Consider the following 26,519-nt stretch of genomic DNA (forward strand, 5'->3'; position numbering starts at 1 on the left):
TGGCGATCGCCCTTTGAACCGCAAGGAGTTGAACCCGGACAGTTCCCCGCAAGCCGCCTTCGGCGCACGCCTTCGCAGCTCACGCGAAGAGCGCGGCTGGAAGCAAGAAGACCTGGCCGGGCACATGGGGTACTCCAGCACCCACATTTCAGCGGTCGAAACCGGCCGGAAGCTTCCAACCTTGCGCTTCTCGCGCAGCGCGGACCGTGCCCTCGGCACCGGAGACACACCCAACACGTTCGAACGCCAGTGGCGCGAGATCCGGCACGGCTCGCTGCTGGAGGGCTTCCCGGAGTACGTCGGGCACGAGAGCCGGGCTGCGGAGATCCGCCTCTATGAAGTCGGTGTCATCCCCGGCCTGCTCCAGACACCCGAGTACGCGACAGTGCTCGCGCAGAGCGCCGTCAAGCGGGGAGCGATCACCAGCGACCAGGCGGAGGAGCGGATCTCGCTCGTCGCCGAGCGGCAGGCCGCGCTCGTCCGCACGCACCCGCCGTTGATCCTGGTCGTGCTGGACGAAAGCTGCATCCGTCGGCCCGTCGGCGGACCCGCCGTCATGGACGCCCAGCTGGCGCGGCTGGTCGAGTTCGCCGAGCTGCCGAACACCGTGCTCCAGATCGCTCCGTTCGACATGGCGGAGCGCCGCCCCTTCAATCTGCCGCTGTACATACTGACGCTGCCGGACCGCCAGCTCATGTCGTACGCCGAGTCCTCCCACCGGGGCCACCTGGACCGGGAAAGTGCTTCGGTGGTCCCCTTGTTGACGGCCTACCATCAACTACAGGCCGAGGCGCTCTCCCAAGCGGCATCCGCGGCCATGATCAGCCAGTTACGAAAGGGCTCCCCGTGACGACCGAATCCCCCCGCTGGTTCAAGTCCTCCTACAGCGACAACGGCGGCGCCTGCGTCGAGGTCGCCGCCAACCTCGTCGCCCCGCTCGGCATCGTCCCCGTCCGCGACTCCAAGAACCCGGGGGGCCCGGTACTGAACACCTCCCCCGCCTCGTTCGCCTCCTTCGTGGCGGGCGTCAAGGCCGGAGAGATCGGCACCGTCTGACCGGCCGCCGCAGCGACGAAGCCCCGCCGCGCCCCGAGTCGGGAGCATGGCGGGGCTTCTTCGGTCACGCTGCCGCCGCACCCGGCTCTCGGTGCCCGGCGCCACGGGCGGGAAGGCTTCCTGGTCGAGGCCCGGGACGGGTACCGAGTCCCACAGCTGGGCGTCCGGCCCGCCCCTCGGGGCCAGGACGACTGACAGGTGCTCGTCCTCGTCCAGGGTCATGAACCTGTGCATAGCCTTTCACTCGCCGAGAAGCGGTTCGTTCGCATCGTTGGGTCGGCTCAACGAGCCATAGGGGGTGCGGCCGGAGGCCACGGGACACCGGCCAGCAGGGGCAGGATCTGCTCCTCCTCGTAGTCGAGATGCGCGTTCAGTTCCGCGTACATCCTTTCCAGTTCGGCCCGGAAGCGCTCGGGATCGGCGCTGCCGATGTCCGCCAGCAGGGCCACCAGCTCGCCCTGGATACGGGCGACCGTGCGGTGTTCCTCGGCGAGCCGGGCGAAGGTGTCCGTCAGGTGCGGGTGGTAGCGGGCGATTCCGGGGAAGAGGTGTGCGTCCTCGCTGGTGTGGTGGAACTCCAGCGACTGGCAGAACGCCAGGCAGCGCTGCCTGATCTGGAGCCCGAGGCCCGGAGCCGGTGGCGCGCCAGGGCCCCGGTGGGCCCGTGCGGCGAAGTGGGCGTCCACCTCCGCCTTCACCTGACGCAGCTGGGCCCGCAGCCAGGTGTGGACCTCCATGAGTTTGCCGGCGAGGGTGGTGATCTCGCGGGGCGGCTCCCAGCCGTCGGGCTCGGCGCGTTCCAGCGCCACGACCGGGAGGAGCCGGGTGGTCCGGGCCTGGTGGTCGGCGTATCCGGGGGCCGTTCGCACGGCGTGCGCGAAGAGTTCCTCGCGCCGCGCCCCCTCCGCGGGGACCGCGAGGGCCTGGAACGTACGGGTGCCGATCTCCACCCGGACGACGGGGTGGGCGAGCAGGTTGTGGTACCAGTCCGGGTGGTGCGGGGCGCCGAGGTTGGAGCCGATGACCAGCAGCGCGTCGCCGTGGCGGACGTAGCCGAGGGGGGTGGTGGATTCCTTCCCCGACCTCGCGCCGGTGGTGGTCAGCAGGAGCAGGTCACCGCCTTCGAAGGGGCCGCCGACCTTTCCTCCGTTGGCGCGGAACTCCTCTATGACGGATTGATCGAAGGGTGTGGGCATGCGTTCTGTGTCTCCATGGGAAAGGGTCATCGCGATGCGCGGCCCATGACGGTGCACGGTGCCGGGGCATGCGGAACGGGAGAGTGCGACGAGCGGTCGCCGCTACGTCGGAACAGGTGCGTCAGATGCAGGGCGCGGAGTACGAACTCATGACGGGCCCCTCGGGTGCAGGGTGTTCGCCCGAGCACCGGCCGGCCCACTGCTCTTTGGCCGGCGTCACGCGACACCGCCTTCATTACACGCACCCAGGCGGGGGCCTGTCAACGCGCACCCGTCCATGTGCCGAACGCTCCTAGTCTTGAGCCATGCCCATCCCACCCGCATATGCCCTCGTCGCCACCGACCTGGACGGCACCCTGCTGCGCCACGACGACACCGTGAGCCCCCGCACCCGCGCCGCGCTCGCCCTGGCCGCCCGCGCCGGTGCTCGGCACCTCGTGGTCACCGGGCGCCCCGTGCCCGGGATACGCGGACTGCTCACCGAACTGGGCTACCGGGGGCCGGCGGTGTGCGGGCAGGGGACCCAGTTGTACGACGCCGGGTCCGGGCGGCTAGTGCGTGCGCTCACCCTGGACCGGGAGGCGGCCGACACCGCGCTCGGCAAGATCGAGGCCCAGGTGGGGCCGGTCTTCGCTGCCGTGGACCAGGACGGGGCCGAGGGCCGAACCCTGATCGAGCCGGGGTATCTGATGCCCCATCCGGCGCTTCCCGCCCAACGGACCCGGCACCGCCACGAGTTGTGGTCCGCGCCCGTCGTCAAGGTGCTCATCCGGCACCCGGAGCTCACGGACGACGCGCTGGCCGAGGCGGCCCGCGGTGCCGTCGGTGATCTCGCCACCGTCACGCACTCCGGCCCCGGGACGGTCGAACTCCAGCCGTACGGCGTCGACAAGGGGACCGGGCTCGCACTGGCCGCCGAGTACCTCGGGGTGGCCGCGGACTCCGCGATCGCCTTCGGGGACATGCCCAACGACCTGCCGATGTTCCGCACCGCCGGGTACGGCGTGGCCATGGCCAACGCGCATCCGGAGCTGCGGGCCGCGGCGGACGAGGTGACGTCGTCGAACGAGGGCGACGGGGTCGCTGAGGTGCTGGAGCGGGTCTTCGGCTGAGAGGCTGTCGGGTGACCTCTGAGTCGTCCGTACCGGCCGGCGGGGTGTCAGAGCGACAGCAGGCAGTAGAGCCGGTGCGGCTCGGTACGGGCCCGCGCCTCCGCGGCCAGGTCCGCCAGCTTCGCGAGGAAGCCGGCCGGCTCGCCGGACGGGAACTCGCCTGCGAACTCCTCGATGCGCGACCAGGCTTCGGCCACCGCGGTGAACCCGCCGGGTCTCGCGGCCGCGAGCGCGTCGCGCAGCTCGTCCGTGAGCGTGACCAGCCAGCGGGATTCGTCCTCGGGCGGGCTGAGCAGCCGGTTGAAGCGCGGGAGCGAGGTGACGTCGTCGTACGGCGTGCCGCTCAGCACGCTCTCGGCCCGGCCCAACTGTACGTACGGGTCGATCCCCTTGACCCGGAGCAGTGGGAGGCCTGCCTCCTCGATCCCCTGGCCGAAGGCCGCCAGGGCCGTCGGGTCGTCCGGTGCGCTGAAGTAGTCGTACAGATTTCCCATGCGCCGCATGCTCGCACGCCCGTCTGACAGTCGCCCCGGTCTCACGGCTCCGGCGGCACCCCGATCGCCCGCAGCACATGCGCGACCAGTGCCGCGATCTCCTCCTCGTCCTGCACCGGCTTGCGCAGGACGAGGCGGTAGTACATCGGGCCGTACAGCATCTCGACGACCAGCGGAAGATCGGCGTCCGGCGGGATCTGCCCCTGCTCCTGGGCCCGGCGCAGGCGGGCGACCGCCTGCTCGAAGCGGGGGTCGACCAGCTTCGCCCGGACGGTCTGCGCGAGGGCGTCGTCGTGGTGCATCTCGGAGAGGATCCCGGCGTACGCGGGGCCGAAGGGCGGCGTGGAGACGAGCTTCACCGCGCCACTCAGATTGGCCCGCAGATCGGCGGCGATGTCGCCGGTGTCGGCGAACGGCGTCGTGCCGACCAGCGCGTCGGTGAAGGCCTCCAGGATCACCGCACTCTTTGACGGCCACCAGCGGTAGATCGTCTTCTTGCTGACACCCGCTCTGGCCGCGATGGCTTCGACGGTGACCCGGCCGTACCCCTTCTCCGTGCACAGTTCGAGAGCGGCCTCCAGGGTCGCTCGCCGTGATCTCTCGCTGCGGCGCTGCGAACTCGGCGATGTGATCATTCGGTGAGCATAAGCGTGCTCGAACCGGCCCTTGTTGACAGCCTGTCGCCAGAGATCGAACAATACCCAGGCGGAAACGGAACGTGCCGTGTCGTATCGTTCCTGCAATTCGCACCGTTCGTGCCGTTCGTGCCGCGACGAGCCGATCGGGGGACGGCTCGCCCGGCCGACGGCACGGGGGGCGTTGCACACCGTGCGTCAGGCGGTGATGTCCTTCGCCGTGAAACGGGCCCAGGCCGCCGAGCCGAACACCGCCGCGTACAGGCCCTGAAGCCCCAGGTTCTTGACCACTTCGTCCCAGTAGACCGGGGCGCGCAGCAGGTCCGCGTACGACATCCAGTAGTGCGGGAAGAGATACGGATGGATCCCGCTCAGCTGGGGGATGCCGTCCATGATCTGAACGGTGATCAGCAGCCCGACGGTGGCCGCCATGGCCGCGATGCCGCTGCCGGTGAGGGTCGAGACGAACAGGCCGATCGCTGCGAAACCGATCAGTGACGCCGCGACCACCACCGCGATCAGCCCGGCCCGCAGCAGCCCTTCGCCGAAGCCGATCCGTGTCCCCGAGATGGTCGTGACCTCCCCGACGGGGAAGAGCAGCGAGCCCACGACGAGCGCGGATACGGCCACGACCAGGGTCGCCACCAGGCAGAACGCGAGCACCGAGGCGTACTTCGTCAGCAGCAGCCGGGTCCGTCCCGCCGGGGCTACCAGCAGATAGCGCAGGGTTCCCGCGTTCGCCTCGCCCGCCACGGAGTCGCCCGCGACGACCCCGACGGCCATCGGCAGGAAGACCGGGAGCGTGACGGCGAGGGCGGCGAAGACCAGGAAGAGGCCGTTGTTGGTGATCTGGGAGAGGAACGCCGGGCCTCCCTCACCGCCGCCGCCCGGTCCGGGCGAGGAGCCGCGGTTCGTCTCGATCCGCACCGCGATACCGATCAGCACGGGCACGGCGGCCAGCACTCCGAGCAGCGCGAGGGTGCGCCAGCGGCGGAGTGTGGTGGTCAGTTCGGAGCGGAGGATCCCGAAGGTCCACAGCGGGCTCGGTGCCCTTCCCGCCCCGGCGACGGTGGCTTCAGCCTGCGACATCGAAACCCTCTCCGGTGAGTGCGACAAAGGCGTCCTCCAGCGAGGCCCGTTCCACGCCGAAGGACCTCAGGCGTACGCCGGCGTGCACCAGCGCCGCGCTGAGGTCGGCGAGTTCGACGTCGCCCGGCGGGGCCTCGGCGCTCACCCGGTCGCCGTCGACCGCGATCCCGGTGACGCCCAGTTCCTTGAGGACCCGGGCGGCGTCGCCCGGGTCGGGGGTGGTGACGGCCAGCCGTCCGCGGGCGCCCGCCGCCAGTTCCGCGACCGGGCCCTGGGTGATCAGCCGGCCCCTGGCCATCACCGCGGCATGCGTGCAGACCTGCTCGATCTCGTCGAGGAGGTGCGAGGAGAGGAAGACGGTGGTGCCGTCCGCCGCCAGTTCCCTGACCAGGGCGCGGATCTCCCGCATGCCCTGCGGGTCCAGGCCGTTGGTCGGCTCGTCGAGTACGAGCAGCCGGCGCGGCTGGAGCAGGGCGGCGGCGAGGCCGAGGCGCTGCTTCATGCCGAGCGAGTACGCCTTGGCCTTCTTCCCGGCCGCCGCGGCCAGCCCGACCCGGTCCAGGGCCTGCCCCACCCGGGCCCGGCGGGTACGCGGGTCGGCGGTCGGGTCGGCGGAGTCGTACCGCACCAGATTGTCCCGGCCGCTCAGGAAGCCGTACAGCGCGGGTCCCTCGATCAGCGCGCCGACCTGCGGGAGCACGGTGCGGGCGGCGCCCGGCATGGGGTGGCCGAGAAGCCGCGCGGTGCCGGACGTCGGGTCGATCAGGCCCATCAGCATCCGGATGGTGGTGGTCTTGCCCGAGCCGTTGGGGCCGAGGAATCCGAAGATGCTGCCGCCGGGGACGCTGAGGTCGAGGCCGTCCACGGCGAGCTGGCCGCCGCGGTACCGCTTGGTGAGGCCCCGGGTCTCGATCACGGCCCCGGGTTCGGTGACCGCCGCCGGCTCGACGACGGTCCCGGACTCTGTCATGCGTACTCCCCATGGGTCGGGCAGGGCCCGTCCGGCGGACCGGGGCCGGGCCCCCTGGCGGACCGCCCCGCCGTACGGAGCGTACGGCGGGGCGGGTGAGCGGTGCGGGAAGCGCGGCGCGCCCCGGCGTCAGGAGGCGTTGTTCGCCGCCTCGACGAGCGCGTCCTTGGTGACCGCGCCGACGTACACCTTGCCGTCGTCCGTCAGCAGGGCATTGACCAGGCGGGTCTTGAAGACCGTGCCCGAGCCGAACTTGCCGCTGACCTTGTCGCCCAGCGAGTCCAGGAACTGCTGTGCCTCGGCCGGGACCTCACCCGACGCCTTCGAGGGGAGTCCGGTGCCGCCCGGGGTGGTGATCTCGGCGATCGCGCTCCAGCCCTTGCCGATGACCTTCGTGTCCTTGGCGCCCTGCCCCCCGGCACCCAGTCCCTCGGCGCCCGGGACCAGGCCGCCGAGGCCCTTGTCCGCCTTGTGCTGCGCCTTCGCGTCGTCGGCCTCGGTCACCTCGGTGCCCTTGGGCGGGGTGAAGGTGAACGAGGAGGCGTCCGGCTTCGAGAAGTCGACCTCGGTGAATCCGGCGTCGACGACGGCCTTGCCGCCGCTGCTCGGAAGCAGCGTGAACTTCAGCGGCACACCGTTCTCCGCGTCGACCGCGACCGTGACCGAACCGATCGTGGAGCCGCTCTGCTTCGGCTTGACGACCAGCTTGTACGCGTCGCGTCCGGCGACCTGCGCGGTGCCGTCGACCGTCACCGACGTGGTGGGGCCGGCGGCCTTCAGCACCTGCTCGGCGAGTGCCTTCGGGGTGGCGGGCACGCCCTCGGGAACGGGGTGCCCGGACTTCTTCCCGGCGTCCCGACCGGCATCCCGGCCGGCGTCCCGACCGGCATCCCGGCCGGCCCGGTCCTCGGTGGCGTGGTACGCCTCGTCGGACTTGCTGTCGTACGCCCAGACCTGGTCGCCGTTGCGGATCAGGCTGTACTCGGCCGCGTTGTCCAGGATCGACAGCCGCTGCTTGTCGGGGCCGTCGGCGGCCACCCGGAGGGTGTGCGTGCCGGACGCCAGCTCCGTCATCCGCTCCTGCGGGTCGGCGCTCGAACCGCCCTTGCCGCTCTCGCCGCCCGGGGCGAAGGAGCCGGCCAGACCGCCGAGCGACGGGATGCCGAGGTCCGTGCTGATCTTCACCGTTCCGGAGAGCTGCTGGGTTTCCGAAGCGGCGATCTTCTCGATGAGTTCCTGTGCGCTGATCTTCGGCAGATCGGGGTCGCCGGTGTTGGCGAGCGCCGGGACCAGCCCGATCGTCGCGGCCGCCACTCCCGCCACCGCGACCGGGACGATGTAGCGCGCCGCTTTGCGGCGGCCGACGGCGGTGCCCCTGGTCCCGCCGTTGGTCTCTGCGCTGTCGTTCGGTGCCATCTGTGCCCTACCTCCGTGGTCGGCGGCTTCCGTCCGGTTGCACTCGTCCACTCCGCGCCGCCATTCTCACCCGGTTCGGTCAGGAGTGGTTGTTCTCCATCTGACCAAATCGGCGGCGTGGAGGCGTCAGCCCCCGGGAGCAACTCCGCCTACCTCTTCGGTATGACACGGCGGGGCCGGCCCTCCCCCATTCGTCAGGGGGCGCCACTACGGGGCTCAGCCCGCGCGGTGCACCACCGCGTCGCACAGCTCCCGCAGCGCGGCCTTCGCATAGCCCTCGGGCAGCGGCGTCAGCGTCGCGCGCGCCTCCTCCGCGTACCGGACGGTGTCCCGTCTGGCCTGCTCAAGTGCCGGGTGGGCGCGCAGCCTGCGCAGCGCCTCGGCGTGCCGGGCGTCGTCGCCGAGGTCGCCGTCGAGCAGCTCGACGAGCTCCAGGTCCTCCGGCTTCCCGTCGGCCTCCGCCTGCGCCCGCAGGTGGAGCACGGGGAGCGTCGGGATGCCCTCGCGCAGATCGGTGCCCGGGGTCTTGCCGGACTCGTGGGAGTCGGACGCGATGTCGAGCACGTCGTCGGCGAGCTGGAAGGCGACGCCGAGCCGTTCCCCGTACTGGGTGAGGATGTCGACCGCGGCCTCGTCCGCGCCGGCCATCATCGCGCCGAACCGGCAGGCCACCGCGATCAGCGAGCCGGTCTTGCCCTGCAGCACTTCCAGGTAGTGCTCGACCGGGTCGCGGCCGTCGCCCGGCCCCGCGGTCTCCAGGATCTGGCCGGTGACCAGCCGTTCGAACGCCTCCGCCTGGATGCGTACGGCCTCCGGACCGAGGTCGGCCAGTATGTGCGAGGCGCGGGCGAAGAGGAAGTCGCCGGTCAGCACGGCCACCGAGTTGCCCCAGCGGCTGTTGGCGCTGTCCACGCCTCGGCGCACGTCCGCCTCGTCCATCACGTCGTCGTGGTAGAGCGTCGCGAGATGCGTCAGCTCGACGACGACGGCCGCGGGCACGACGCCCGGCGCGTCCGGGTCGCCGAACTGGGCGGCCAGCATCGCCAGCAATGGCCGGAAGCGCTTGCCCCCGGCGTGTACGAGATGCTGCGCGGCCTCCGTGATGAAGGGCACGCCGCTCTTGGTGGCATCGAGCAGCCCGGACTCGACGGCAGCCAACCCGGCCTGGACATCGGCCTCAAGTGCCTGGTCCCGCACGCTCAGCCCGAACGGCCCGACGACGGTCACGAGGGGATCTCCTGTCTGCTGACGATCACACGGAATGTCGATGTGTCGCTGTCATCACTCAAGTCAGCGTATCCGGTCCCCTTTGGATCACCATGGGCGCCTTCCCGCCACCGCCGGTATGTTCGGGATCAGCTCATACGATCAGGAGTTCTCCCTTTGTCCCACACGGCCACCGACACCGAACCGAGTCAGCCGCCCCCCGAAGACGACCATGCATTTTTCGGCCAGCCACGAGGGCTGATGACCCTGTCCGGCCTGGAGGTCTGGGAACGCTTCTCGTTCCTGGGCATGCAGGCGATCCTCGTCCTCTATTTCGCCGACACGGTCGCCCACGGGGGCATGGGCATGGAGGCGGGCACCGCGGCGTCGGTCTCGGCCGCCTACGGCACCCTCGTCTACCTGGTCTCCGTCGCCGGCGGCTGGCTGGCCGACCGGATCCTCGGCTCGTACCGCGCCGTCCTGTACGGCGGAATCCTCATCGCCTGCGGGCATTACGCCATGGCGGTGCCCACCGACACCATGACGTGGGTCGGCCTCGGTCTGATCAGCGCCGGAACGGGTCTGCTCAAGCCCAATGTGGCGACCATGGTCGGCAAGCTCTACCGCACCGACGACGAGCGCCGCGACGCCGGCTTCGCCCTCTACTACATGGGCATCAACATCGGGGCGTTCCTCGGCCCGCTGGTCACCGGCTGGCTCGGGGACCACGCGAGCTGGCACTGGGGCTTCTCGGCCGCCGCCTTCGGTATGACACTCGGTCTGATCCAGTACGTACTGGGCCGGCGTCACCTGGCCGGGCGAAAGCACAGCGCCGAATTCGCGCTGGCACCGGCACCCATGCGCCGCGCCATTCGGCTGATCGCCGCCGGCGCCGTCGTGGTCGCCGTCGTCGCCACCGCGCTCGCCCTGGCGGGCTGGCTGACCATGGACCGCTTCGTCGACCTGCTCACCCTGATCTCGGTGATCGCCCCGGTCGTCTACTTCGTGGTGATGTTCCGCAGCCCCCGGGTCACCACCGAGGAACGCGGCAGGCTGCGCCCGTACGTGGTGCTGTTCCTGGCCTCCGTCGTCTTCAACTTCATCCTCTTCCAGGCGTACTCGACGATGATGCTGCTCGCGTCGACCAACGCCCGTACCGAGATCTTCGGCTTCCATTTCCCGGCGAGCTGGTACGCCTCCGCGCTCGGCGCCTTCGAGGTCGCGCTCGCCCCGGTGGTCGCCGCCGTCTGGGCCCGGATGGGGCCGCGCCAGCCGCACGCCTCCAACAAGATCGCGATCGGGGTGATCCTCGGCGGACTGTCCTTCCTGCTGATGGTGCTGCCCACCTCCGGGCACACCGGCGACACCTACAAGATGGCCGCCTGGTGGATCGTCGGCTCGTACCTGCTGCTCGGCCTCGGCGACATCCTGCTGGAGACCTCCGGCATGTCCGCGACCACCAAGCTCGCCCCCAAGGCGTTCGCCAGCCAGACGATGGCGCTCTGGTTCCTCTCGCTGGCCCTCGCCAACGGCATCCAGGCCCAAGTCGTGAAGCTGTACGGCGAGGTCTCCAACCCTGCCTACTTCGGTGTCAATGGCGCGATCGCGGTGGTGGTCGGTGTGGCCGTCATCGCCGCCGCACCCTGGCTCAAGCGCACCATGCACCCCGTCCACTGAGGTACCGCCATGCACATCCGCACCACCTTCCCGTATGACACCACCCATGAGGACGTCCGCATCCCGCTGCCGGACGGCACCCGGCTGTACGCCCGGATCTGGCGGCCCATCACCGACGAGCCGGTGCCCGCGCTCCTCGAATACCTGCCCTACCGGCTGAGCGACTGGACGGCGCCGCGGGACTGGCAGCGCCACCCCTGGTACGCGGGCCACGGCTACGCCTCCGTCCGGGTGGACGTGCGCGGGCACGGCAACAGCGAGGGCCTGCCGGGTGACGAGTACGACGCGACGGAACTGGCCGACGGCGTCGCCGTCATCCACTGGCTGGCCCAGCAGGAGTGGTGCTCCGGCCGGGTCGGCATGTTCGGCATCTCGTGGGGCGGCTTCAACTCGCTCCAGATCGCCGCGCTGGCCCCCGAGCCACTGAAGGCGATCGTCACCGTCTGCTCGACCGACGACCGCTACGACAACGACGTCCACTACATGGGCGGTTCGGTCCTCGCCGTCGACATGCACGCCTGGGCGGCCACCATGCTGGCCTTCGTCTCCCGGCCGCCGGACCCGGCGCAGGTCGGCGACGGCTGGAAGGACATGTGGCTGAAGCGGCTGGAGGCGGTCGACCCCTTCATCCACACCTGGCTGGCGCACCAGACCCGCGACGACTACTGGAAGCACGGCAGCGTCTGCGAGGACTACTCCGCGATCCGGGCGAAGGTCCTCGCGGTGGGCGGCTGGCACGACCCGTACCGCGACACCGTGCTGCGGCTCGTCGAGCACCTCGACCCGGACCGGGTCCGCGGGCTGATCGGGCCGTGGTCGCACCAGTACCCGGACCGCGGTCTGCCGCCGGGGCCGTCGATCGGCTTCCTCCAGGAGACGCTGCGCTGGTGGGACCAGCACCTGAAGGACCAGGACACCGGCGTCATGGCCGAGCCGCTGCTGCGGTCCTGGATCAGCGAGTCGCACCGTCCCGCCACGGTGTACGAGACGCTGCCGGGCCGCTGGGTCGGTGAGAACAGCTGGCCGTCCCCGAACATCGCGCCGGTCGCGTACGCCCTTGGGGGCGGCCCGCAGATCGTCGACTCGCCGCAGCAGACCGGGCTGGACGCCGGGCGATTCTTCCCGTTCGGCAACGACGCCGACCTGCCGCCCGACCAGCGCGACGAGGACGCCAAGTCGGTCTGCTTCGAGTTCCCGGTCGAGGACGCCCCGATCGAGATCCTCGGCCGCCCCCGGGTGAAGCTGCGGATCCGGATGGACGTGCCGCGCGGCCAGGCGATCGCCCGGCTCTGCGACGTCGCACCGGACGGCTCCTCCACCCTGGTCACCCGGGGCGCGCTCAACCTCTCCGCCCGCAACGGCCGCGACCGCGCGGACGACTGGCCGGTGGGCGGCACCGAGGACGTGACCTTCGAGCTGAACGGCATCGGGCACACCTTCCCGCCCGGCCACCGGATCAGGCTCGCGGTCTCCTCCTCGTACTGGCCGTGGATCTGGCCGCAGGCCGGGTCGGTGGGCTTCACCCTGGACGCCGACGGCAGCCTCGTCGAACTGCCGGTGCGCCGGCCCGTCGAGGAACCCGCGATCCGGTTCGAGGAGCCGGAGCAGTCGGAGCCGCTCGGCGTCGTCCACCCGGTGACGCTCGACGAACAGCGCCCGGAGCGGCTGGTGGTCCGCGATGTCGCCGAGGGCGAGTGGCGGCTGGAGGTCGACCCGCGCTACGGCGGCACGCGCGTCTACCCGGACGGCCTGGAATTCACCGAGGACGCCCTGGAGACGTACACGGTCCAGGAGAACGACCCGCTCTCCGCGCGCACCCGCTCAGACTGGGCGATCCGGCTGCACCGGCCGGAGATGGCGTGGGACGTACGGGTCGAGACGCGCTCCGAAATCAGTGCGGACGACACCGACTTCATCACCTCCGACGAGGTGGTCTGCAAGGACGGCGGCGAGGTCGTCTTCCACCGGACCTGGGAGAAGCGGATCCCGCGCACGGCCGGCTGAACCCGCCGCCGTGTCCCGCACGCCCGGGGCACGGCGGAACTTTCCGGGCATCAGGGGCGGTTGGGACACTCCCGCGAGGCGGCGGCTCCGACGTAACGTGTCCCCCAAGCGACCTGGAAAGCGAGGCAGCAACACATGCCCGAGCAGAGCAGCCCGCTCGATCTGGCCGAGGGCGACCCCTTCGGTCCGCACAACCTTCCCTACGGAGTGTTCTCCACCCCCGACCACCCCGAGGACCGCCGGGTCGGCGTCCGCATCGGCGACCACGTACTGGACGCCGGAGCCGCGGCGCACGCGCTCGGTTCGCCCTACGCACAGCTCCTCGCGCAGCCGGACCTGACCGCGCTCCTTTCGGCGGGCCGTACCGCCTGGCGGGACGTCCGGCGGGCGCTGACCGCGTGGGTGACGGTCCCGGCCCACCGCGCGGACATCGAACCGCTGCTGCACCCGGTCGACTCCGTGACGCTCCATCTGCCGTACGCGGTCGCGGACTACGTCGACTTCTACGCGAGCGAGAACCACGCCACCAACGTCGGCAAGATCTTCCGGCCGGACTCCGAGGCGCTGACGCCCAACTGGAAGCACCTCCCGATCGGCTACCACGGCCGGTCCGGCACCGTCGTCGTCTCGGGCACGGACGTGGTGCGCCCGTCCGGCCAGCGCAAGGCTCCGACCGACCCGGCCCCGGTCTTCGGCCCCTCCGTCAAGCTGGACATCGAGGCCGAGGTCGGTTTCGTCGTCGGCGTGGGCTCCGAGCAGGGCCGCCCGGTCCCGCTCGGCGACTTCCGCGACCACGTCTTCGGGCTCTGCCTGCTCAACGACTGGTCGGCGCGGGACATCCAGGCCTGGGAGTACGTCCCGCTCGGCCCGTTCCTCGGCAAGTCCTTCGCCACCTCCGTATCGGCCTGGGTGACCCCGCTGGAGGCCCTGGAGTCGGCCCGGATCGCACCCCCGGCCCGCGACTTCCCGCTGCTCCCCTATCTGGAGGACGCCGGCGAGGAGGAGGCCGGCGGCCTCGACCTGCGGATCTCCGTCGCGATCAACGGACAACTGGTCGCCGAGCCGCCGTTCGCCACGATGTACTGGACGGCGGCCCAGATGCTGGCCCAGATGACGGTGAACGGCGCGTCGCTGCGCACCGGGGATCTGTACGGCTCCGGCACGGTCAGCGGCGCCGAGCCGGGCCAGCGCGGCTCACTGCTCGAACTCACCTGGAACGGCCGCGACCCGCTGGACCTCCCGGACGGCAGGCGCACCTTCCTGGAGGACGGCGACACGGTGACGATGACGGCCTGGGCCCCGGGCCCGGACGGCACTCGGGTCGGTCTCGGCGAGGTCACGGGGCGGATCGTTCCGTCGGCCTGACGTCCGCTCGTTGACGGCTGTGCTCCTGATGGGGTGTGGCCGTCAATGTCCCGCGATTCGTTCACCTGTTCGCGCGGTTCGGAACCGGTTCCCGGCGGATACGCTGGACAGACCCGCGAGACTCCGTGCATGGGAGCACTGATGAGCGTCGACCCCGAGGCCCCCGAGCCGAGGTGGGCGGTTCCGCCCGTGGGCGGCTGGACCGCCGATGACCTGGACACACTCCCGAATCTGCCTCCACATACGGAGCTGATCGACGGGAGCCTTGTTTTCGTGAGTCCGCAGACCGTATTCCATGAGCGTGCCATCGACTACCTCAAGTGGCAGTTGCAGTCGATCGCACCGACCGACCTGGAGGTCTTCCGCGAGTTCACCATCGATGTCGACTTCCAGAACAGGCCCGAACCCGATGTGGTCGTCGTGCGTGCGGACGTGGTCGAGGGCCTGCGGCAGACCCGCTTCCCCGCGGACGGCGTGCTGCTGGCCATCGAGGTCGTATCCGAGGAATCCGTCACCCGGGACCGGGAGACCAAGCCCGTGAAGTACGCGCGGGCGAAGATCCCGCACTACTGGCGGGTGGAGAACCACGACGACCGGGCGGTGGTCTACGTCTTCGAGCTGGAGCCGTCGACCGGGGTCTACACCTCCACCGGGATCTTCCACGACCGGATGAAGGTCTCCGTCCCCTTCCCCGTCGATCTCGACCTCACCGCGATCACCGCGCGCCGCCGGGCGGCGGACCCTCAGTAGATCCGCACGCCACCCGGCCCGCGCCGCTCACTCGTACTCGGGCGGCTCCTCGTCCCAGCCGAACTCGGGGTCCGCTTCGGGGGCCGCTGGAGTCGCCGGGGCCGGTTTGGGGTCGGCTTCGCGGGCCGGGGCCCGGTCCGCGGGGTCCTCCGCCCCCGGCCCCGCCTCGCCGAACGTCGCGAGCACCTCCAGCACCCCCTCCCCGTACGTCGCCAGCTTCTTCTCGCCCAGGCCGCTGATCCCGCCCAGCGCGGACACCGAGTCCGGCCGCACCGTGGCGATCTCGCGCAGCGTCGCGTCGTGGAAGATGACGTACGCCGGGACGCCCTGTTCCTTCGCCTGGGCGCCCCGCCAGGCCCGCAGCGCCTCGAAGACCGGGGCGGCCTCGGGGGCCAGCTCGGCGACGGCCGCCTGCGACTTCGACTTGCTTTCGGCCTTCGTGGAGCGCGACGCGGGCTTCGGCGCCTCCTTGCGCAGCAGCACCTCGCGCTGCCGGCCGAGCACCGAGCCGCTTTCCTCCGTGAGCACCAGCGTGCCGTACTCGCCCTCGACCGCGAGCAGCCCCTGGGCGAGCAACTGCCGTACCACGCCGCGCCATTCGGCCTCGGCCAGCTCCTCGCCGATGCCGAAGACCGAGAGCTGGTCGTGGTCGAACTGGATGACCTTGGCGGTCTTGCGGCCGAGCAGGATGTCGACGATCTGGCCCGCGCCGAACTTCTGCCCGCGCTCCCGCTTCAGCCGCACCACGGTCGACAGCAGTTTCTGCGCGGCCACCGTGCCGTCCCAGCTCTCCGGCGGGGTGAGGCAGGTGTCGCAGTTGCCGCAGTCCGCCGCGGTGGGTTCCTGGCCGAAGTACGTCAGCAGCTGGGCCCGGCGGCAGCGGACCGTCTCGCACAGCGCCAGCATCGAGTCCAGGTGGGAGGCCGCGCGGCGGCGGAACGCCTCGTCGCCCTCGCCGCCCTGGATGAGCTTGCGCTGCTGGACGACGTCCTGGAGTCCGTACGCCATCCAGGCCGTGGACGGCAGTCCGTCACGGCCGGCGCGGCCGGTCTCCTGGTAGTAGCCCTCGACGGATTTCGGCAGGTCGAGGTGGGCGACGAAGCGTACGTCGGGCTTGTCGATGCCCATGCCGAAGGCAATGGTCGCGACGACGACCAGGCCCTCCTCGCGCAGGAACCGGGACTGGTGGACGGCGCGCGTGCCCGCGTCGAGCCCCGCGTGGTACGGGACGGCCTCGATGCCGTTGCGGCAGAGGTACTCGGCGGTCTTCTCGGTCGAGTTGCGCGAGAGGCAGTAGACGATGCCCGCGTCCCCGGCGTGCTCGTCCTTGAGGAAGGAGAGCAGCTGCTTCTTCGGGTCGGCCTTCGGCACGATCCGGTACTGGATGTTGGGCCGGTCGAAACTGGCGACGAAGTGCTTGGCGTCGGGCATGCCCAGACGCTGGGTGATCTCCTGGTGCGTGGCGTCGGTCGCGGTCGCCGTCAGGGCGATGCGCGGTACGTCGGGCCAGCGCTCACCGAGGACGGAGAGGGTCAGATAGTCCGGGCGGAAGTCGTGGCCCCACTGGGCCACGCAGTGCGCCTCGTCGATCGCGAAGACGGAGATCTCACCGCGCGAGAGCAGCGTGAGCGTGGAGTCCAGACGGAGCCGCTCCGGGGCCAGGTAGAGCAGGTCGAGCTCACCGGCGACGAACTGGGCCTCCATCGAGCGGCGCTCGTCGAAGTCCTGCGTGGAGTTGATGAAGCCGGCCCGCACCCCGAGCGCCCGCAGCGCGTCCACCTGGTCCTGCATCAGGGCGATCAGGGGGGAGACGACGATGCCCGTACCCGCTCTGACCAGGGCCGGGATCTGGTAGCAGAGGGACTTGCCGCCACCGGTCGGCATCAGCACGACAGCGTCCCCGCCGGCCACCACATGGTCGACGATCGCTTCCTGCTCGCCGCGGAACGCCTCGTACCCGAATACCTTGTGCAGCGTCCGCCGCGCGTCGCTCTCGGTCACTTCCATGCTGCCGCCCGTCGTGCTCATCGCTCTGTCCCCCGGGTCCGTCCCGCTTTTCCGTGCTGCCGCCGTCCCCTGCCACGATAGGCGCCGCCTACGACAACGCCGGACGGGCTTGACCTCTCAAGCCCGTCCGGCGCGGTCCCCGCTGTGTGCGTGTGCGCTACCTCACGAACACTCCCGCCTGGCTCGCCAGGTCCAGGAAGTACTGCGGGGCCAGGCCCAGCACCAGCGTGACCGCGACTCCCACCGCGATCGTCGTCATCGTCAGCGGGGACGGGACGGCGACCGTGGGGCCGTCCGCCTTCGGCTCGCTGAAGAACATCAGCACGATGACCCGGATGTAGAAGAACGCGGCGATCGCCGAGGAGATCACACCGACCACGACCAGTCCGCCCGCGCCGCCGTCCGCCGCGGCCTTGAACACGGCGAACTTTCCGGAGAAGCCGGAGGTGAGCGGGATACCGGCGAAGGCCAGCAGGAACACCGCGAAGACCGCGGCGACCAGCGGCGAGCGCCGGCCGAGCCCGGCCCACTTCGACAGGTGTGTGGCCTCGCCGCCCGCGTCGCGCACCAGGGTGACGACGGCGAACGCGCCGACCGTCACGAAGGAGTACGCGCCCAGGTAGAAGAGGACCGAGGAGATGCCGTCCGGGGTCGTCGCGATCACACCGGCGAGGATGAACCCGGCGTGGGCGATCGAGGAGTAGGCCAGCAGCCGCTTGATGTCGGTCTGGGTGATGGCGACGATCGCACCGCCCAGCATCGTGACGATCGCGACGGCCCACATGACCGGGCGCCAGTCCCAGGCGAGGCCCGGCAGCACCACGTACAGCAGGCGCAGCAGCGCGCCGAACGCGGCGACCTTGGTGGCCGCGGCCATGAAGCCGGTGACCGGGGTCGGGGCGCCCTGGTAGACGTCCGGGGTCCACATGTGGAACGGGACGGCGCCGACCTTGAAGAGCAGCCCGGTCAGGATCATCGCGCCGCCGATCAGGAGCAGCGCGTCGTTGCCCATGGTGTCGGCGAGCGCCGGGTCGATCTTCGTGACGGAGCCGTCGACCACATGGGCGATGGACGCGTACGAGACGGAGCCCGCGTACCCGTAGAGCAGGGCGATCCCGAAGAGCAGGAACGCCGAGGAGAAGGCGCCGAGCAGGAAGTACTTCACCGCGGCCTCCTGCGACATCAGCCGCTTGCGGCGGGCGACGGCGCACAGGAGGTAGAGCGGGAGGGAGAAGACCTCCAGGGCCACGAAGAGCGTCAGCAGGTCGTTGGCCGCGGGGAAGACGAGCATGCCGGCCACCGAGAAGAGGACCAGCGGGAAGACCTCGGTGGTGGTGAATCCGGCCTTGACCGCGGCCTTCTCGCTGTCGCTGCCGGGGACCGAGGCGGCCTGGGCGGCGAAGGAGTCGACGCGGTTGCCGTGCGAAGCGGGGTCGAGCCGCCGCTCCGCGAAGGTGAAGACGGCGACCAGCGAGGTCAGCAGGATGGTGCCCTGCAGGAACAGCGTCGGCCCGTCGATCGCGATGGCGCCCATCGCGGCGATGTGCGCCTTCGTCGTGCCGTATCCGCCGGCCGCCAGTCCGACGACCGCGGCGAACGCGGCGGCCAGCGCGACGACCGTGAGGAAGACCTGCGTGTAATAGCGGGCCCGGCGCGGCACGAAGGCCTCGACGAGCACGCCCACGACGGCGACACCGATCACAATGAGGACCGGGGCCAGCTGGGTGTACTCGATGACCGGTGCCTTGAACTTCTCGACCGGGGCTGCCGATGTCACCCCGCCCGCCGTTGTCCACAAGCTGTGGACAGCTGTTGCGCTCACTTGGCGGCCTCCACCTCAGGCTGGGGGTCCTTCTTCTGGACGTCCGACATGGTGTGCTGCACCGCCGGGTTGACGATCTCCGTCAGCGGCTTCGGATAGACACCCAGGAAGAGCAGCAGCGCGATCAGCGGAAAGACCACCACCAGCTCCCGGACCTTGAGGTCCGCCATGCCCTGGACCTCGGCCTTCACCGGGCCCGTCATCGTCCGCTGGTAGAGGACGAGGACGTAGAGCGCGGCGAGCACTATGCCGGTCGTGGCGACGATGCCCGCTGCCGGATAGGCGCTGAACGTGCCGACCAGGACCAGGAACTCACTGACGAACGGGGCGAGTCCGGGCAGTGACAGGGTGGCCAGGCCGCCGATCAGGAAGGTGCCGGCCAGGACCGGTGCCACCTTCTGCACCCCGCCGTAGTCGGCGATGAGCCGCGAACCGCGCCGGGTGATCAGGAAGCCCGCCACCAGCATCAGCGCGGCGGTCGAGATGCCGTGGTTGACCATGTAGAGCGTGGCACCGGACTGGCCCTGGCTGGTCATCGCGAAGATGCCCAGGATGATGAAGCCGAAGTGCGAGATCGACGCGTAGGCGATCAGCCGCTTGATGTCGCGCTGGCCGACGGCGAGCAGCGCCCCGTACACGATGCTGATCAGTGCCAGGACGACGATCACCGGCGTCGCCCACTTGCTGGCCTCCGGGAAGAGCTGGAGGCAGAAGCGGAGCATCGCGAACGTGCCGACCTTGTCGACGACCGCGGTGATCAGGACGGCGACCGGGGAGGTCGCCTCGCCCATCGCGTTGGGCAGCCAGGTGTGCAGCGGCCACAGCGGGGCCTTCACCGCGAAGGCGAAGAAGAACCCGAGGAACAGCCAGCGCTCCGTGCTGGTCGCCATGGAGAGCGAGCCGCTCGCGCGGGCCTCGGCGATCTCGGAGAGCGAGAACGTCCCCGCGACCACGTAGAGCCCGATCACGGCGGCCAGCATGATGAGCCCGCCGACCAGGTTGTAGAGCAGGAACTTGACTGCGGCGTACGAGCGTTGCGCCGCCGCGTTCTCGTCGCTGCCCGCGTGTGCCCGGTCCCCGAAGCCGCCGATGAGGAAGTACATCGGGATGAGCATGGCTTCGAAGAGGATGTAGAAGAGGAAGACGTCGGTGGCCTCGAAGGAGAGGATCACCATCGCTTCGACCATCAGGATCAGGGCGAAGAAGCCCTGGGTCGGGCGCCAGCGCGAGGACTTCGTCTCCAGGGGGTCGGCGTCGTGCCAGCCGGCCAGGATGACGAAGGGGATCAGCAGGGCGGTGAGCGCCATGAGCGCCACCCCGATGCCGTCCACGCCCAGTTCGTACCGGACGCCGAAGTCCTTGATCCAGGCGTGCGATTCGGTGAGCTGGTAGCGGTCGCCGCCGGGTTCGAAGCGGGCGAGCGCGATGCCCGCCAGTACGAGTGTGGCGAGCGAGAAGATCAGCGCCAGCCATTTGGCGGCGGTGCGCCGGGCGGCCGGGACGGCGGCGGTGGCGACCGCGCCGATCGCCGGGAGCGCCGCCGTCGCTGTCAGGAGGGGAAAGGACATGGTGATCAGACCGCCCTCATCAGCAGGGTCGCGGCGATGAGAATCGCCGTACCGCCGAACATCGAGACCGCGTAGGAGCGGGCGTAGCCGTTCTGCAGCTTGCGCAGTCGGCCGGAGAGCCCGCCCATCGAGGCCGCCGTGCCGTTGACGACGCCGTCGACCAGGGTGTGGTCGACGTACACCAGGGAGCGGGTGAGGTGCTCGCCGCCGCGGACCAGGACCACGTGGTTGAAGTCGTCCTGGAGGAGATCGCGGCGGGCGGCCCGGGTGAGCAGCGAGCCGCGCGGGGCGACGACCGGCACGGGCTTGCGGCCGTACATCGCCCAGGCGATGGCGACGCCGATGACGAGCACCACCATGGTGGCGGCGGTGACGGTCGTGGCGCTGACCGGGGCGTGTCCGTGGCTGTGGCCGGTGACCGGCTCCAGCCAGTTGAGGAAGCGGTCGCCGATGGAGAAGAAGCCTCCGGCGAAGACCGAACCGAACGCCAGGATGATCATGGGGATGGTCATCGACTTCGGGGACTCGTGCGGATGCGGCTCGTGGCCCTCCGCGTCGGGCTGCCAGCGCTGCTCGCCGAAGAACGTCAGCAGCATCACGCGTGTCATGTAGAACGCGGTGATCGCGGCGCCCAGCAGGGCCACCGAGCCGAGGATCCAGCCCTCGGTGCCGCCCTTGGCGAAGGCCGCCTCGATGATCTTGTCCTTGGAGAAGAAGCCGGACAGACCGGGGAAGCCGATGATCGCCAGATAGCCGAGGCCGAAGGTGATGAAGGTGACCGGCATGTACTTCCGCAGGCCGCCGAACTTCCGCATGTCGACCTCGTCGTTCATGCCGTGCATGACCGAACCGGCGCCGAGGAAGAGCCCGGCCTTGAAGAAGCCGTGCGTCACCAGGTGCATGATCGCGAAGACATAGCCGATCGGGCCGAGCCCGGCGGCCAGGATCATGTAGCCGATCTGCGACATCGTCGACCCGGCGAGGGCCTTCTTGATGTCGTCCTTCGCGCAACCGACGATCGCACCGAAGAGCAGCGTGACCGCTCCGACGACCACGACGACCAGCTGCGCGTCCGGCGCGGCGTTGAAGATCGCGCCGGACCTGACGATGAGGTACACCCCCGCGGTCACCATCGTCGCGGCGTGGATGAGGGCCGAGACCGGGGTCGGGCCCTCCATCGCGTCACCGAGCCAGGACTGCAGCGGCACCTGGGCCGACTTGCCGCAGGCCGCGAGCAGCAGCATCAGGCCGATCGCCGTCAGCTTGCCCTCGCTCGTCTCCCCCGTCGCTTCGAGGACGGGGCCGAAGGCGAAGGTGCCGAAGGTGGTGAACATCAGCATGATCGCGATCGACAGGCCCATGTCGCCGACCCGGTTGACCAGGAATGCCTTCTTGGCGGCCGTGGCCGCGCTGGGCTTGTGCTGCCAGAAGCCGATCAGCAGGTACGACGCCAGACCGACGCCCTCCCACCCGACGTACAGCAGCAGGTAGTTGTCGGCGATGACCAGGATCAGCATCGCCGCGAGGAACAGGTTCAGATAGCCGAAGAAGCGGCGCCGGCGCTCGTCGTGCGCCATGTAGCCGATCGAGTAGATGTGGATCAGGGTGCCCACACCGGTGATCAGCAGCACGAACGTCATCGACAACTGGTCGAGCTGGAAGGCCACATCGGCCTGGAAGCCCTCGACCGGGATCCAGCTGAACAGCTTCTGGTGCAGCGCCCGGTCCTCCGCGCCCTTCCCCAGCATGTCGAGGAAGAGCACGACACCGATGACGAACGACACGGCCGCGAGCAGCGTGCCGATCCAGTGTCCGGCGCGGTCCAGCCGTCGGCCGCCGCAGAGCAGGACCGCCGCTCCGAGCAGAGGCGCCGCGACGAGCAGCGCGATCAGGTTCTCCACGATTCAACGTCCCCTTACAGCTTCATCAGGCTGGCGTCGTCGACCGAGGCCGAGTGGCGGGAACGGAACACCGAGACGATGATCGCGAGCCCGACCACGACCTCCGCCGCGGCGACGACCATCGTGAAGAAGGCGATGATCTGGCCGTCGAGATTGCCGTGCATCCGGGAGAAGGTCACGAACGCGAGGTTGCAGGCGTTGAGCATCAGCTCCACGCACATGAACACCACGATCGCGTTCCGCCGGATCAGCACCCCGGCCGCACCGATGGTGAACAACAGGGCTGCGAGGTAGAGGTAGTTGACCGGATTCACTTGGCGACCCCCTCTTCTTCGTTGTCACGGCCGAGCCGTTCCTCGGAGCGCTGCTCCAGTGCCTTGAGCCGGTCCAGCGACTCGTGCGACACATCGCGGATCTGGCCGCGGTTGCGCAGCGTCTGCATGACGGTGAGCTCGGCAGGCGTGCCGTCCGGGAGCAGACCCGGGATGTCCACGGCGTTGTGCCGGGCGTAGACGCCGGGGGCGGGCAGCGGCGGCAGCTGCTTTCCGCGTACGCGCTCCTCGGACATCTCCCGCTGGTTCTTGGCCCGTTCGGTGCGCTCCCGGTGGGTGAGCACCATCGCGCCGACCGTCGCCGTGATCAGCAGTGCGCCGGTGATCTCGAAGGCGAAGACGTACTTGGTGAAGATGAGGCTGGCCAGCCCCTCGACGTTTCCGCCGTGCTCGGTGTTGGCGGTGCCGAGTCCGTTGAAGCTGTTCAGCGAGGCGTTGCCGATGCCCGCGATCAGCAGGACGCCGAAGCCGATCCCGCAGCCCGCGGCCAGCCAGCGCTGCCCCTTCAGGGTCTCCTTCAGCGAGTCGGCCGCGGTGACGCCGACGAGCATGACCACGAAGAGGAACAGCATCATGATCGCGCCGGTGTAGACGACGATCTGGACGATGCCCAGGAAATAGGCGCCGTTGGCGAGGTAGAACACCGCCAGGACGATCATGGTCCCGGCAAGGCTCAGCGCACTGTGCACGGCCTTCTTCATCAGTACGGTGGACAGCGCGCCGATCACGGCGACGATGCCGAGCACCCAGAACTGGACGGCCTCACCGGTCGAGGTCTGGGAGGCCGCGGCGGCCAGGCCGGTCATGCGCCCACCTCCTGCGCCGAGCCGTTGTTCTCGCTGTGCCCGTCGTCCGGCTTCTCGCCCTTGGAGACGGCGGTCTGACGCTCCGTACCGGGCGCGGCCTCGGTGACGAGACCCCGGTAGTAGTCCTGTTCGTCCATGCCGGGGAAGATCGCGTGCGGGGTGTCGACCATGCCCTCCTCCAGGCCCGCGAGCAGCTCGTCCTTGGTGTAGATGAGGCTCTCGCGGGTGGTGTTGGCGAGCTCGAACTCATTGGTCATCGTCAGCGCCCGGGTCGGGCAGGCCTCGATGCACAGTCCGCAGAGAATGCAGCGCGCGTAATTGATCTGGTAGACGCGGCCGTAGCGCTCACCCGGGGAGTAGCGCTCCTCGTCGGTGTTGTCCGCGCCCTCGACGTAGATCGCGTCCGCCGGGCAGGCCCAGGCGCACAGCTCGCAGCCGATGCACTTCTCCAGACCGTCCGGGTGACGGTTGAGCTGATGCCGGCCGTGGAAGCGCGGCGCCGTCACCTTCTGCGTTTCCGGGTACTGCTCGGTCAGCCGCTTCTTGAACATGGCCTTGAAGGTCACGCCGAAGCCGGCGACGGGGTTCTGGAACTTCTCCTCCGAGGATCCCGAGGGCCCCGGGGCCCCCGAGGACTCTGATGACTCAGACACCGTCCGCCTCCTTTCCGTCACTCGGATGTTCGTCACTCTGAGTATCCGACCTGCCACTGACAACGAGCTCCCGCTCGCCCCGCGGCCTGCGGCGCGGCACCGGCGGCAGGGTCTGTCCGGGCAGTGGCGGCACCGGGAACCCGCCCGCCATCGGGTCGAACCCCGGCTCCGGTCCGGCCTCCGCCTCGGCGGCCCGGCCCTTCTTGTCGCGGAAGATGTCGGCGACGAAGGAGATCAGCAGGATCGCGATCACGGCCCCGGCCACGTACAGCACGATCTTCGTGAAGTCGTAGCCCTCGTTGCGCAGCGCCCGCACCGTCGCGACCAGCATCAGCCAGACGACGGAGACCGGAATCAGGACCTTCCAGCCGAGCTTCATCAGCTGGTCGTAACGGACCCGGGGCAGCGTGCCGCGCAGCCAGATGAAGAAGAACAGCAGCAGCTGGACCTTGAGGACGAACCAGAGCATCGGCCACCAGCCGTGGTTCGCGCCCTCCCAGAAGGTGCTGATCGGCCATGGGGCCCGCCAGCCGCCCAGGAACAGGGTCGTGGCGACCGCGGAGACGGTGACCATGTTGACGTACTCGGCGAGCATGAACATCGCGAACTTGATCGACGAGTACTCGGTGTTGAAGCCGCCGACCAGGTCGCCCTCGGACTCCGGCATGTCGAACGGGGCACGGTTGGTCTCGCCGACCATCGTGACGATGTAGATGATGAACGAGACCGGCAGCAGGAGGATGAACCAGCGGTCCTGCTGCGCCTCCACGATCTTCGAGGTCGACATCGACCCGGAGTAGAGGAAGACCGAGGCGAACGCGGCGCCCATCGCGATCTCGTAGCTGATCATCTGCGCGCAGGAGCGCAGACCGCCCAGGAGCGGGTACGTCGATCCTGACGACCAGCCGGCCAGCACGATGCCGTAGATCCCGACCGAGGCGACCGCGAGGATGTAGAGCATCGCGATCGGCAGGTCGGTGAGCTGCATCGTGGTGCGGTGCCCGAAGATCGAGACCTCGTTGCCGGACGGGCCGAACGGGATCACCGCGATCGCCATGAACGCCGGGATGGCGGCGACGATCGGCGCGAGCACGTACACGACCTTGTCGGCCCGCTTGACGACGACGTCCTCCTTCAGCATCAGTTTGATGCCGTCGGCGAGCGACTGGAGCATGCCCCAGGGACCGTGCCGGTTGGGGCCGATGCGCAGCTGCATCCAGGCGACGACCTTGCGCTCCCACACGATGGAGAACAGCACGGTCACCATCAGGAACGCGAAGCAGAACACCGCCTTGATGACGACGAGCCACCACGGGTCGGTGCCGAACATCGACAGATCCTCGGCGGCGAGCACGGCACCGTGCGGCGCCGCGGCCAGTTGAGCGAAGGCACTCACGCCCCCACCTCCGGTGTGACGTCGGGAGTACCCGGTGCGGCGGGGCCGATCCGGACCAGACCGCCGGGCCGGGCACCGGTGTCGGCCGGGACGCCCCGCCCGACGGAATTCAGCGGCACCCAGACCACCCGGTCCGGCATGTCGGTGACCTTCAACGGGAATGCGACGCTGCCCGCCGGGCCGGTGACGGCCAGCAGATCGCCGTCCTTCACGCCCGTCTCGGCCGCGGTGGCCGCGGACAGCCGGGCGACCGCGGCGTGCCGGGTGCCGGCCAGCGCCTCGTCGCCCTCCTGGAGCCGGCCCAGGTCGAGCAGCATCCGGTGGCCCGCGAGGACCGCCTCGCCGTCGCCGGGCCTGGGCATCGGCTGCGCCGGCTCGTTCGGTTCCGTGGCGCGCGCCCCGCTCCAGCCGCCGAGCCGGTCCAGCTCGCGGCGTACGGACTTCAGGTCCGGCAGCGCGAAGCGACCGGTTTCATCGGCGCCCCGGGCACCGGCCATCGCGTCGGCCAGCATGTGCAGCACCCGGGCATCGCCCGGCGCGAGCGTGCGCGTCATCTGCTCGGGCTTCAGCGCCGCCTCGAACATCCGCGCCCTGCCCTCCCAGTTGAGGAAGGTGCCGGACTTCTCGGCCACCGCGGCGACCGGGAAGACCACATCGGCGCGCTCGGTGACCTCGCTCGGCCGCTGCTCCAGCGAGACCAGGAAGCCGACCCGGTCCAGGGCCTCCAGGGCCCGTGCCGGGTCCGGCAGGTCCACGACCTCGACCCCGGCGACGACCAGCGCGCCCAGCTCGCCGGTGGCCGCGGCCTCGACGATCTGGCCGGTGTCGCGGCCGAAGCGGGACGGGAGTTCGGCGACGCCCCAGGCGGCCGCCACCTCGTCCCTGGCCCTCGGGTCGGTCGCCGGGCGACCGCCGGGCAGCAGCGACGGGAGCGCGCCCGCCTCCACCGCGCCGCGCTCGCCGGCCCGGCGCGGGATCCACACCAGCTCGGCGCCGGTCGCGGTGGCCGTCCGTACTGCGGCGGTGAGCCCGCCCGGCACCGCGGCCAGCCGCTCACCGAGCAC

At 70.2% G+C, this 26,519-nt stretch carries 23 protein-coding genes; 7 read left to right on the forward strand and 16 right to left on the reverse strand.

Features of this window, described 5'->3' with window-relative positions:
* The first annotated feature begins 13 nt into the window (after positions 1-13).
* Positions 14-850: a helix-turn-helix transcriptional regulator gene (locus ABZY11_RS19075; RefSeq protein WP_356480238.1), complete on the forward strand. Its 837-nt coding sequence runs from the start codon at positions 14-16 to the stop codon at positions 848-850.
* On the forward strand, positions 847-1,056 hold the full coding sequence (locus ABZY11_RS19080; protein ID WP_356480239.1) for a DUF397 domain-containing protein: 210 nt from the start codon (positions 847-849) through the stop codon (positions 1,054-1,056). The genes ABZY11_RS19075 and ABZY11_RS19080 overlap by 4 nt, the downstream gene beginning before the upstream one ends.
* A 281-nt stretch (positions 1,057-1,337) precedes the next feature.
* On the opposite strand, the gene ABZY11_RS19085 is transcribed toward ABZY11_RS19080, so the two are convergent.
* Positions 1,338-2,252: a nitroreductase/quinone reductase family protein gene (locus ABZY11_RS19085; RefSeq protein WP_356480240.1), complete on the reverse strand. Its 915-nt coding sequence runs from the start codon at positions 2,250-2,252 to the stop codon at positions 1,338-1,340.
* Between the two features lie 305 nt (positions 2,253-2,557).
* On the opposite strand from ABZY11_RS19085, the gene ABZY11_RS19090 reads away from it, so the two are divergent.
* Positions 2,558-3,364: an HAD family hydrolase gene (locus ABZY11_RS19090; RefSeq protein ID WP_356480241.1), complete on the forward strand. Its 807-nt coding sequence runs from the start codon at positions 2,558-2,560 to the stop codon at positions 3,362-3,364.
* A 47-nt stretch (positions 3,365-3,411) separates the two neighbouring features.
* Here ABZY11_RS19090 and ABZY11_RS19095 read toward each other — a convergent pair whose 3' ends face one another.
* From ABZY11_RS19095 to ABZY11_RS19120, 6 genes are all read right to left on the reverse strand, one after another.
* Positions 3,412-3,858, reverse strand: a complete 447-nt coding sequence (locus ABZY11_RS19095) for a hypothetical protein (RefSeq protein ID WP_356480242.1) — start codon at positions 3,856-3,858, stop codon at positions 3,412-3,414.
* Between the two features lie 41 nt (positions 3,859-3,899).
* The gene (locus ABZY11_RS19100; protein ID WP_356480243.1) at positions 3,900-4,493 is read right to left on the reverse strand and encodes a TetR/AcrR family transcriptional regulator; all 594 of its coding nucleotides are present in this window, start codon (positions 4,491-4,493) and stop codon (positions 3,900-3,902) included.
* A 198-nt stretch (positions 4,494-4,691) separates the two neighbouring features.
* Positions 4,692-5,582 carry an ABC transporter permease gene (locus tag ABZY11_RS19105; RefSeq protein WP_356480244.1) on the reverse strand — a complete coding sequence of 297 codons (891 nt, stop codon included), beginning with the start codon at positions 5,580-5,582 and terminating at the stop codon, positions 4,692-4,694.
* A complete protein-coding gene (locus tag ABZY11_RS19110; RefSeq protein ID WP_356480245.1) occupies positions 5,569-6,552 on the reverse strand; it encodes an ABC transporter ATP-binding protein in 984 nt (327 codons plus the stop codon). Before ABZY11_RS19110 ends, ABZY11_RS19105 begins: the two co-directional genes overlap by 14 nt.
* A gap of 129 nt (positions 6,553-6,681) precedes the next feature.
* The gene (locus ABZY11_RS19115) at positions 6,682-7,968 is read right to left on the reverse strand and encodes a DUF2092 domain-containing protein (RefSeq protein ID WP_356480246.1); all 1,287 of its coding nucleotides are present in this window, start codon (positions 7,966-7,968) and stop codon (positions 6,682-6,684) included.
* A 216-nt stretch (positions 7,969-8,184) separates the two neighbouring features.
* A complete protein-coding gene (locus ABZY11_RS19120) occupies positions 8,185-9,195 on the reverse strand; it encodes a polyprenyl synthetase family protein (protein ID WP_356480247.1) in 1,011 nt (336 codons plus the stop codon).
* A gap of 156 nt (positions 9,196-9,351) precedes the next feature.
* Between ABZY11_RS19120 and ABZY11_RS19125 the strand changes: the two genes are divergently transcribed.
* The 4 genes from ABZY11_RS19125 to ABZY11_RS19140 all read left to right on the forward strand — a co-directional run bounded on the left by ABZY11_RS19125 (position 9,352) and on the right by ABZY11_RS19140 (position 14,970).
* The gene (locus ABZY11_RS19125) at positions 9,352-10,851 is read left to right on the forward strand and encodes a peptide MFS transporter (protein ID WP_356480248.1); all 1,500 of its coding nucleotides are present in this window, start codon (positions 9,352-9,354) and stop codon (positions 10,849-10,851) included.
* A gap of 9 nt (positions 10,852-10,860) precedes the next feature.
* Positions 10,861-12,855, forward strand: coding sequence for a CocE/NonD family hydrolase (locus tag ABZY11_RS19130; protein WP_356480249.1), 1,995 nt, complete (start codon positions 10,861-10,863; stop codon positions 12,853-12,855).
* Between the two features lie 135 nt (positions 12,856-12,990).
* Positions 12,991-14,220: a fumarylacetoacetase gene (fahA, locus tag ABZY11_RS19135; RefSeq protein ID WP_356480250.1), complete on the forward strand. Its 1,230-nt coding sequence runs from the start codon at positions 12,991-12,993 to the stop codon at positions 14,218-14,220.
* Between the two features lie 141 nt (positions 14,221-14,361).
* Complete coding sequence (locus ABZY11_RS19140; protein WP_356480259.1) at positions 14,362-14,970, forward strand: Uma2 family endonuclease; 609 nt, start codon at positions 14,362-14,364, stop codon at positions 14,968-14,970.
* Between the two features lie 27 nt (positions 14,971-14,997).
* Here the strand turns inward: ABZY11_RS19140 and recQ are convergent, their stop codons facing one another.
* From recQ to ABZY11_RS19185, 9 genes are all read right to left on the reverse strand, one after another.
* Positions 14,998-16,977: a DNA helicase RecQ gene (gene recQ / locus ABZY11_RS19145; protein ID WP_356480260.1), complete on the reverse strand. Its 1,980-nt coding sequence runs from the start codon at positions 16,975-16,977 to the stop codon at positions 14,998-15,000.
* A gap of 157 nt (positions 16,978-17,134) precedes the next feature.
* Entirely contained in the window at positions 17,135-18,799 is a 1,665-nt protein-coding gene (nuoN, locus tag ABZY11_RS19150; protein ID WP_356480251.1) for an NADH-quinone oxidoreductase subunit NuoN, read from the reverse strand.
* Positions 18,796-20,367, reverse strand: a complete 1,572-nt coding sequence (locus ABZY11_RS19155; protein WP_356480252.1) for an NADH-quinone oxidoreductase subunit M — start codon at positions 20,365-20,367, stop codon at positions 18,796-18,798. Before ABZY11_RS19155 ends, nuoN begins: the two co-directional genes overlap by 4 nt.
* A gap of 5 nt (positions 20,368-20,372) precedes the next feature.
* Positions 20,373-22,268, reverse strand: coding sequence for an NADH-quinone oxidoreductase subunit L (nuoL, locus tag ABZY11_RS19160; RefSeq protein WP_356480253.1), 1,896 nt, complete (start codon positions 22,266-22,268; stop codon positions 20,373-20,375).
* Between the two features lie 14 nt (positions 22,269-22,282).
* Complete coding sequence (gene nuoK / locus ABZY11_RS19165; RefSeq protein ID WP_093543641.1) at positions 22,283-22,582, reverse strand: NADH-quinone oxidoreductase subunit NuoK; 300 nt, start codon at positions 22,580-22,582, stop codon at positions 22,283-22,285.
* Positions 22,579-23,406, reverse strand: a complete 828-nt coding sequence (locus tag ABZY11_RS19170; RefSeq protein ID WP_356480254.1) for an NADH-quinone oxidoreductase subunit J — start codon at positions 23,404-23,406, stop codon at positions 22,579-22,581. Before ABZY11_RS19170 ends, nuoK begins: the two co-directional genes overlap by 4 nt.
* Positions 23,403-24,059, reverse strand: coding sequence for an NADH-quinone oxidoreductase subunit NuoI (gene nuoI / locus ABZY11_RS19175; RefSeq protein WP_356480255.1), 657 nt, complete (start codon positions 24,057-24,059; stop codon positions 23,403-23,405). Before nuoI ends, ABZY11_RS19170 begins: the two co-directional genes overlap by 4 nt.
* Positions 24,052-25,455: an NADH-quinone oxidoreductase subunit NuoH gene (gene nuoH, locus ABZY11_RS19180; RefSeq protein ID WP_356480256.1), complete on the reverse strand. Its 1,404-nt coding sequence runs from the start codon at positions 25,453-25,455 to the stop codon at positions 24,052-24,054. The genes nuoI and nuoH overlap by 8 nt, the downstream gene beginning before the upstream one ends.
* On the reverse strand, positions 25,452-26,519 hold a 1,068-nt coding region (locus ABZY11_RS19185; RefSeq protein WP_356480257.1), incomplete at its 5' end, for a molybdopterin-dependent oxidoreductase. The genes ABZY11_RS19185 and nuoH, both read right to left, overlap by 4 nt.

This window comes from Streptomyces sp. NPDC006510 (assembly GCF_040611955.1).
Classification (GTDB): Bacteria; Actinomycetota; Actinomycetes; order Streptomycetales; family Streptomycetaceae; genus Streptomyces.

Coding starts and splice junctions, on each gene's coding strand:
- ABZY11_RS19105 (WP_356480244.1), bottom strand. CDS start 5,582: ATGTCGCAGGCTGAAGCCACCGTCGCCGGGGCGGGAAGGGCACCGAGC.
- ABZY11_RS19170 (WP_356480254.1), bottom strand. CDS start 23,406: ATGACCGGCCTGGCCGCCGCGGCCTCCCAGACCTCGACCGGTGAGGCC.
- fahA (WP_356480250.1), top strand. CDS start 12,991: ATGCCCGAGCAGAGCAGCCCGCTCGATCTGGCCGAGGGCGACCCCTTC.
- recQ (WP_356480260.1), bottom strand. CDS start 16,977: ATGGAAGTGACCGAGAGCGACGCGCGGCGGACGCTGCACAAGGTATTC.
- ABZY11_RS19100 (WP_356480243.1), bottom strand. CDS start 4,493: ATGATCACATCGCCGAGTTCGCAGCGCCGCAGCGAGAGATCACGGCGA.
- ABZY11_RS19090 (WP_356480241.1), top strand. CDS start 2,558: ATGCCCATCCCACCCGCATATGCCCTCGTCGCCACCGACCTGGACGGC.
- ABZY11_RS19155 (WP_356480252.1), bottom strand. CDS start 20,367: ATGTCCTTTCCCCTCCTGACAGCGACGGCGGCGCTCCCGGCGATCGGC.
- ABZY11_RS19110 (WP_356480245.1), bottom strand. CDS start 6,552: ATGACAGAGTCCGGGACCGTCGTCGAGCCGGCGGCGGTCACCGAACCC.
- ABZY11_RS19085 (WP_356480240.1), bottom strand. CDS start 2,252: ATGCCCACACCCTTCGATCAATCCGTCATAGAGGAGTTCCGCGCCAAC.
- ABZY11_RS19130 (WP_356480249.1), top strand. CDS start 10,861: ATGCACATCCGCACCACCTTCCCGTATGACACCACCCATGAGGACGTC.
- ABZY11_RS19095 (WP_356480242.1), bottom strand. CDS start 3,858: ATGGGAAATCTGTACGACTACTTCAGCGCACCGGACGACCCGACGGCC.
- ABZY11_RS19115 (WP_356480246.1), bottom strand. CDS start 7,968: ATGGCACCGAACGACAGCGCAGAGACCAACGGCGGGACCAGGGGCACC.
- ABZY11_RS19140 (WP_356480259.1), top strand. CDS start 14,362: ATGAGCGTCGACCCCGAGGCCCCCGAGCCGAGGTGGGCGGTTCCGCCC.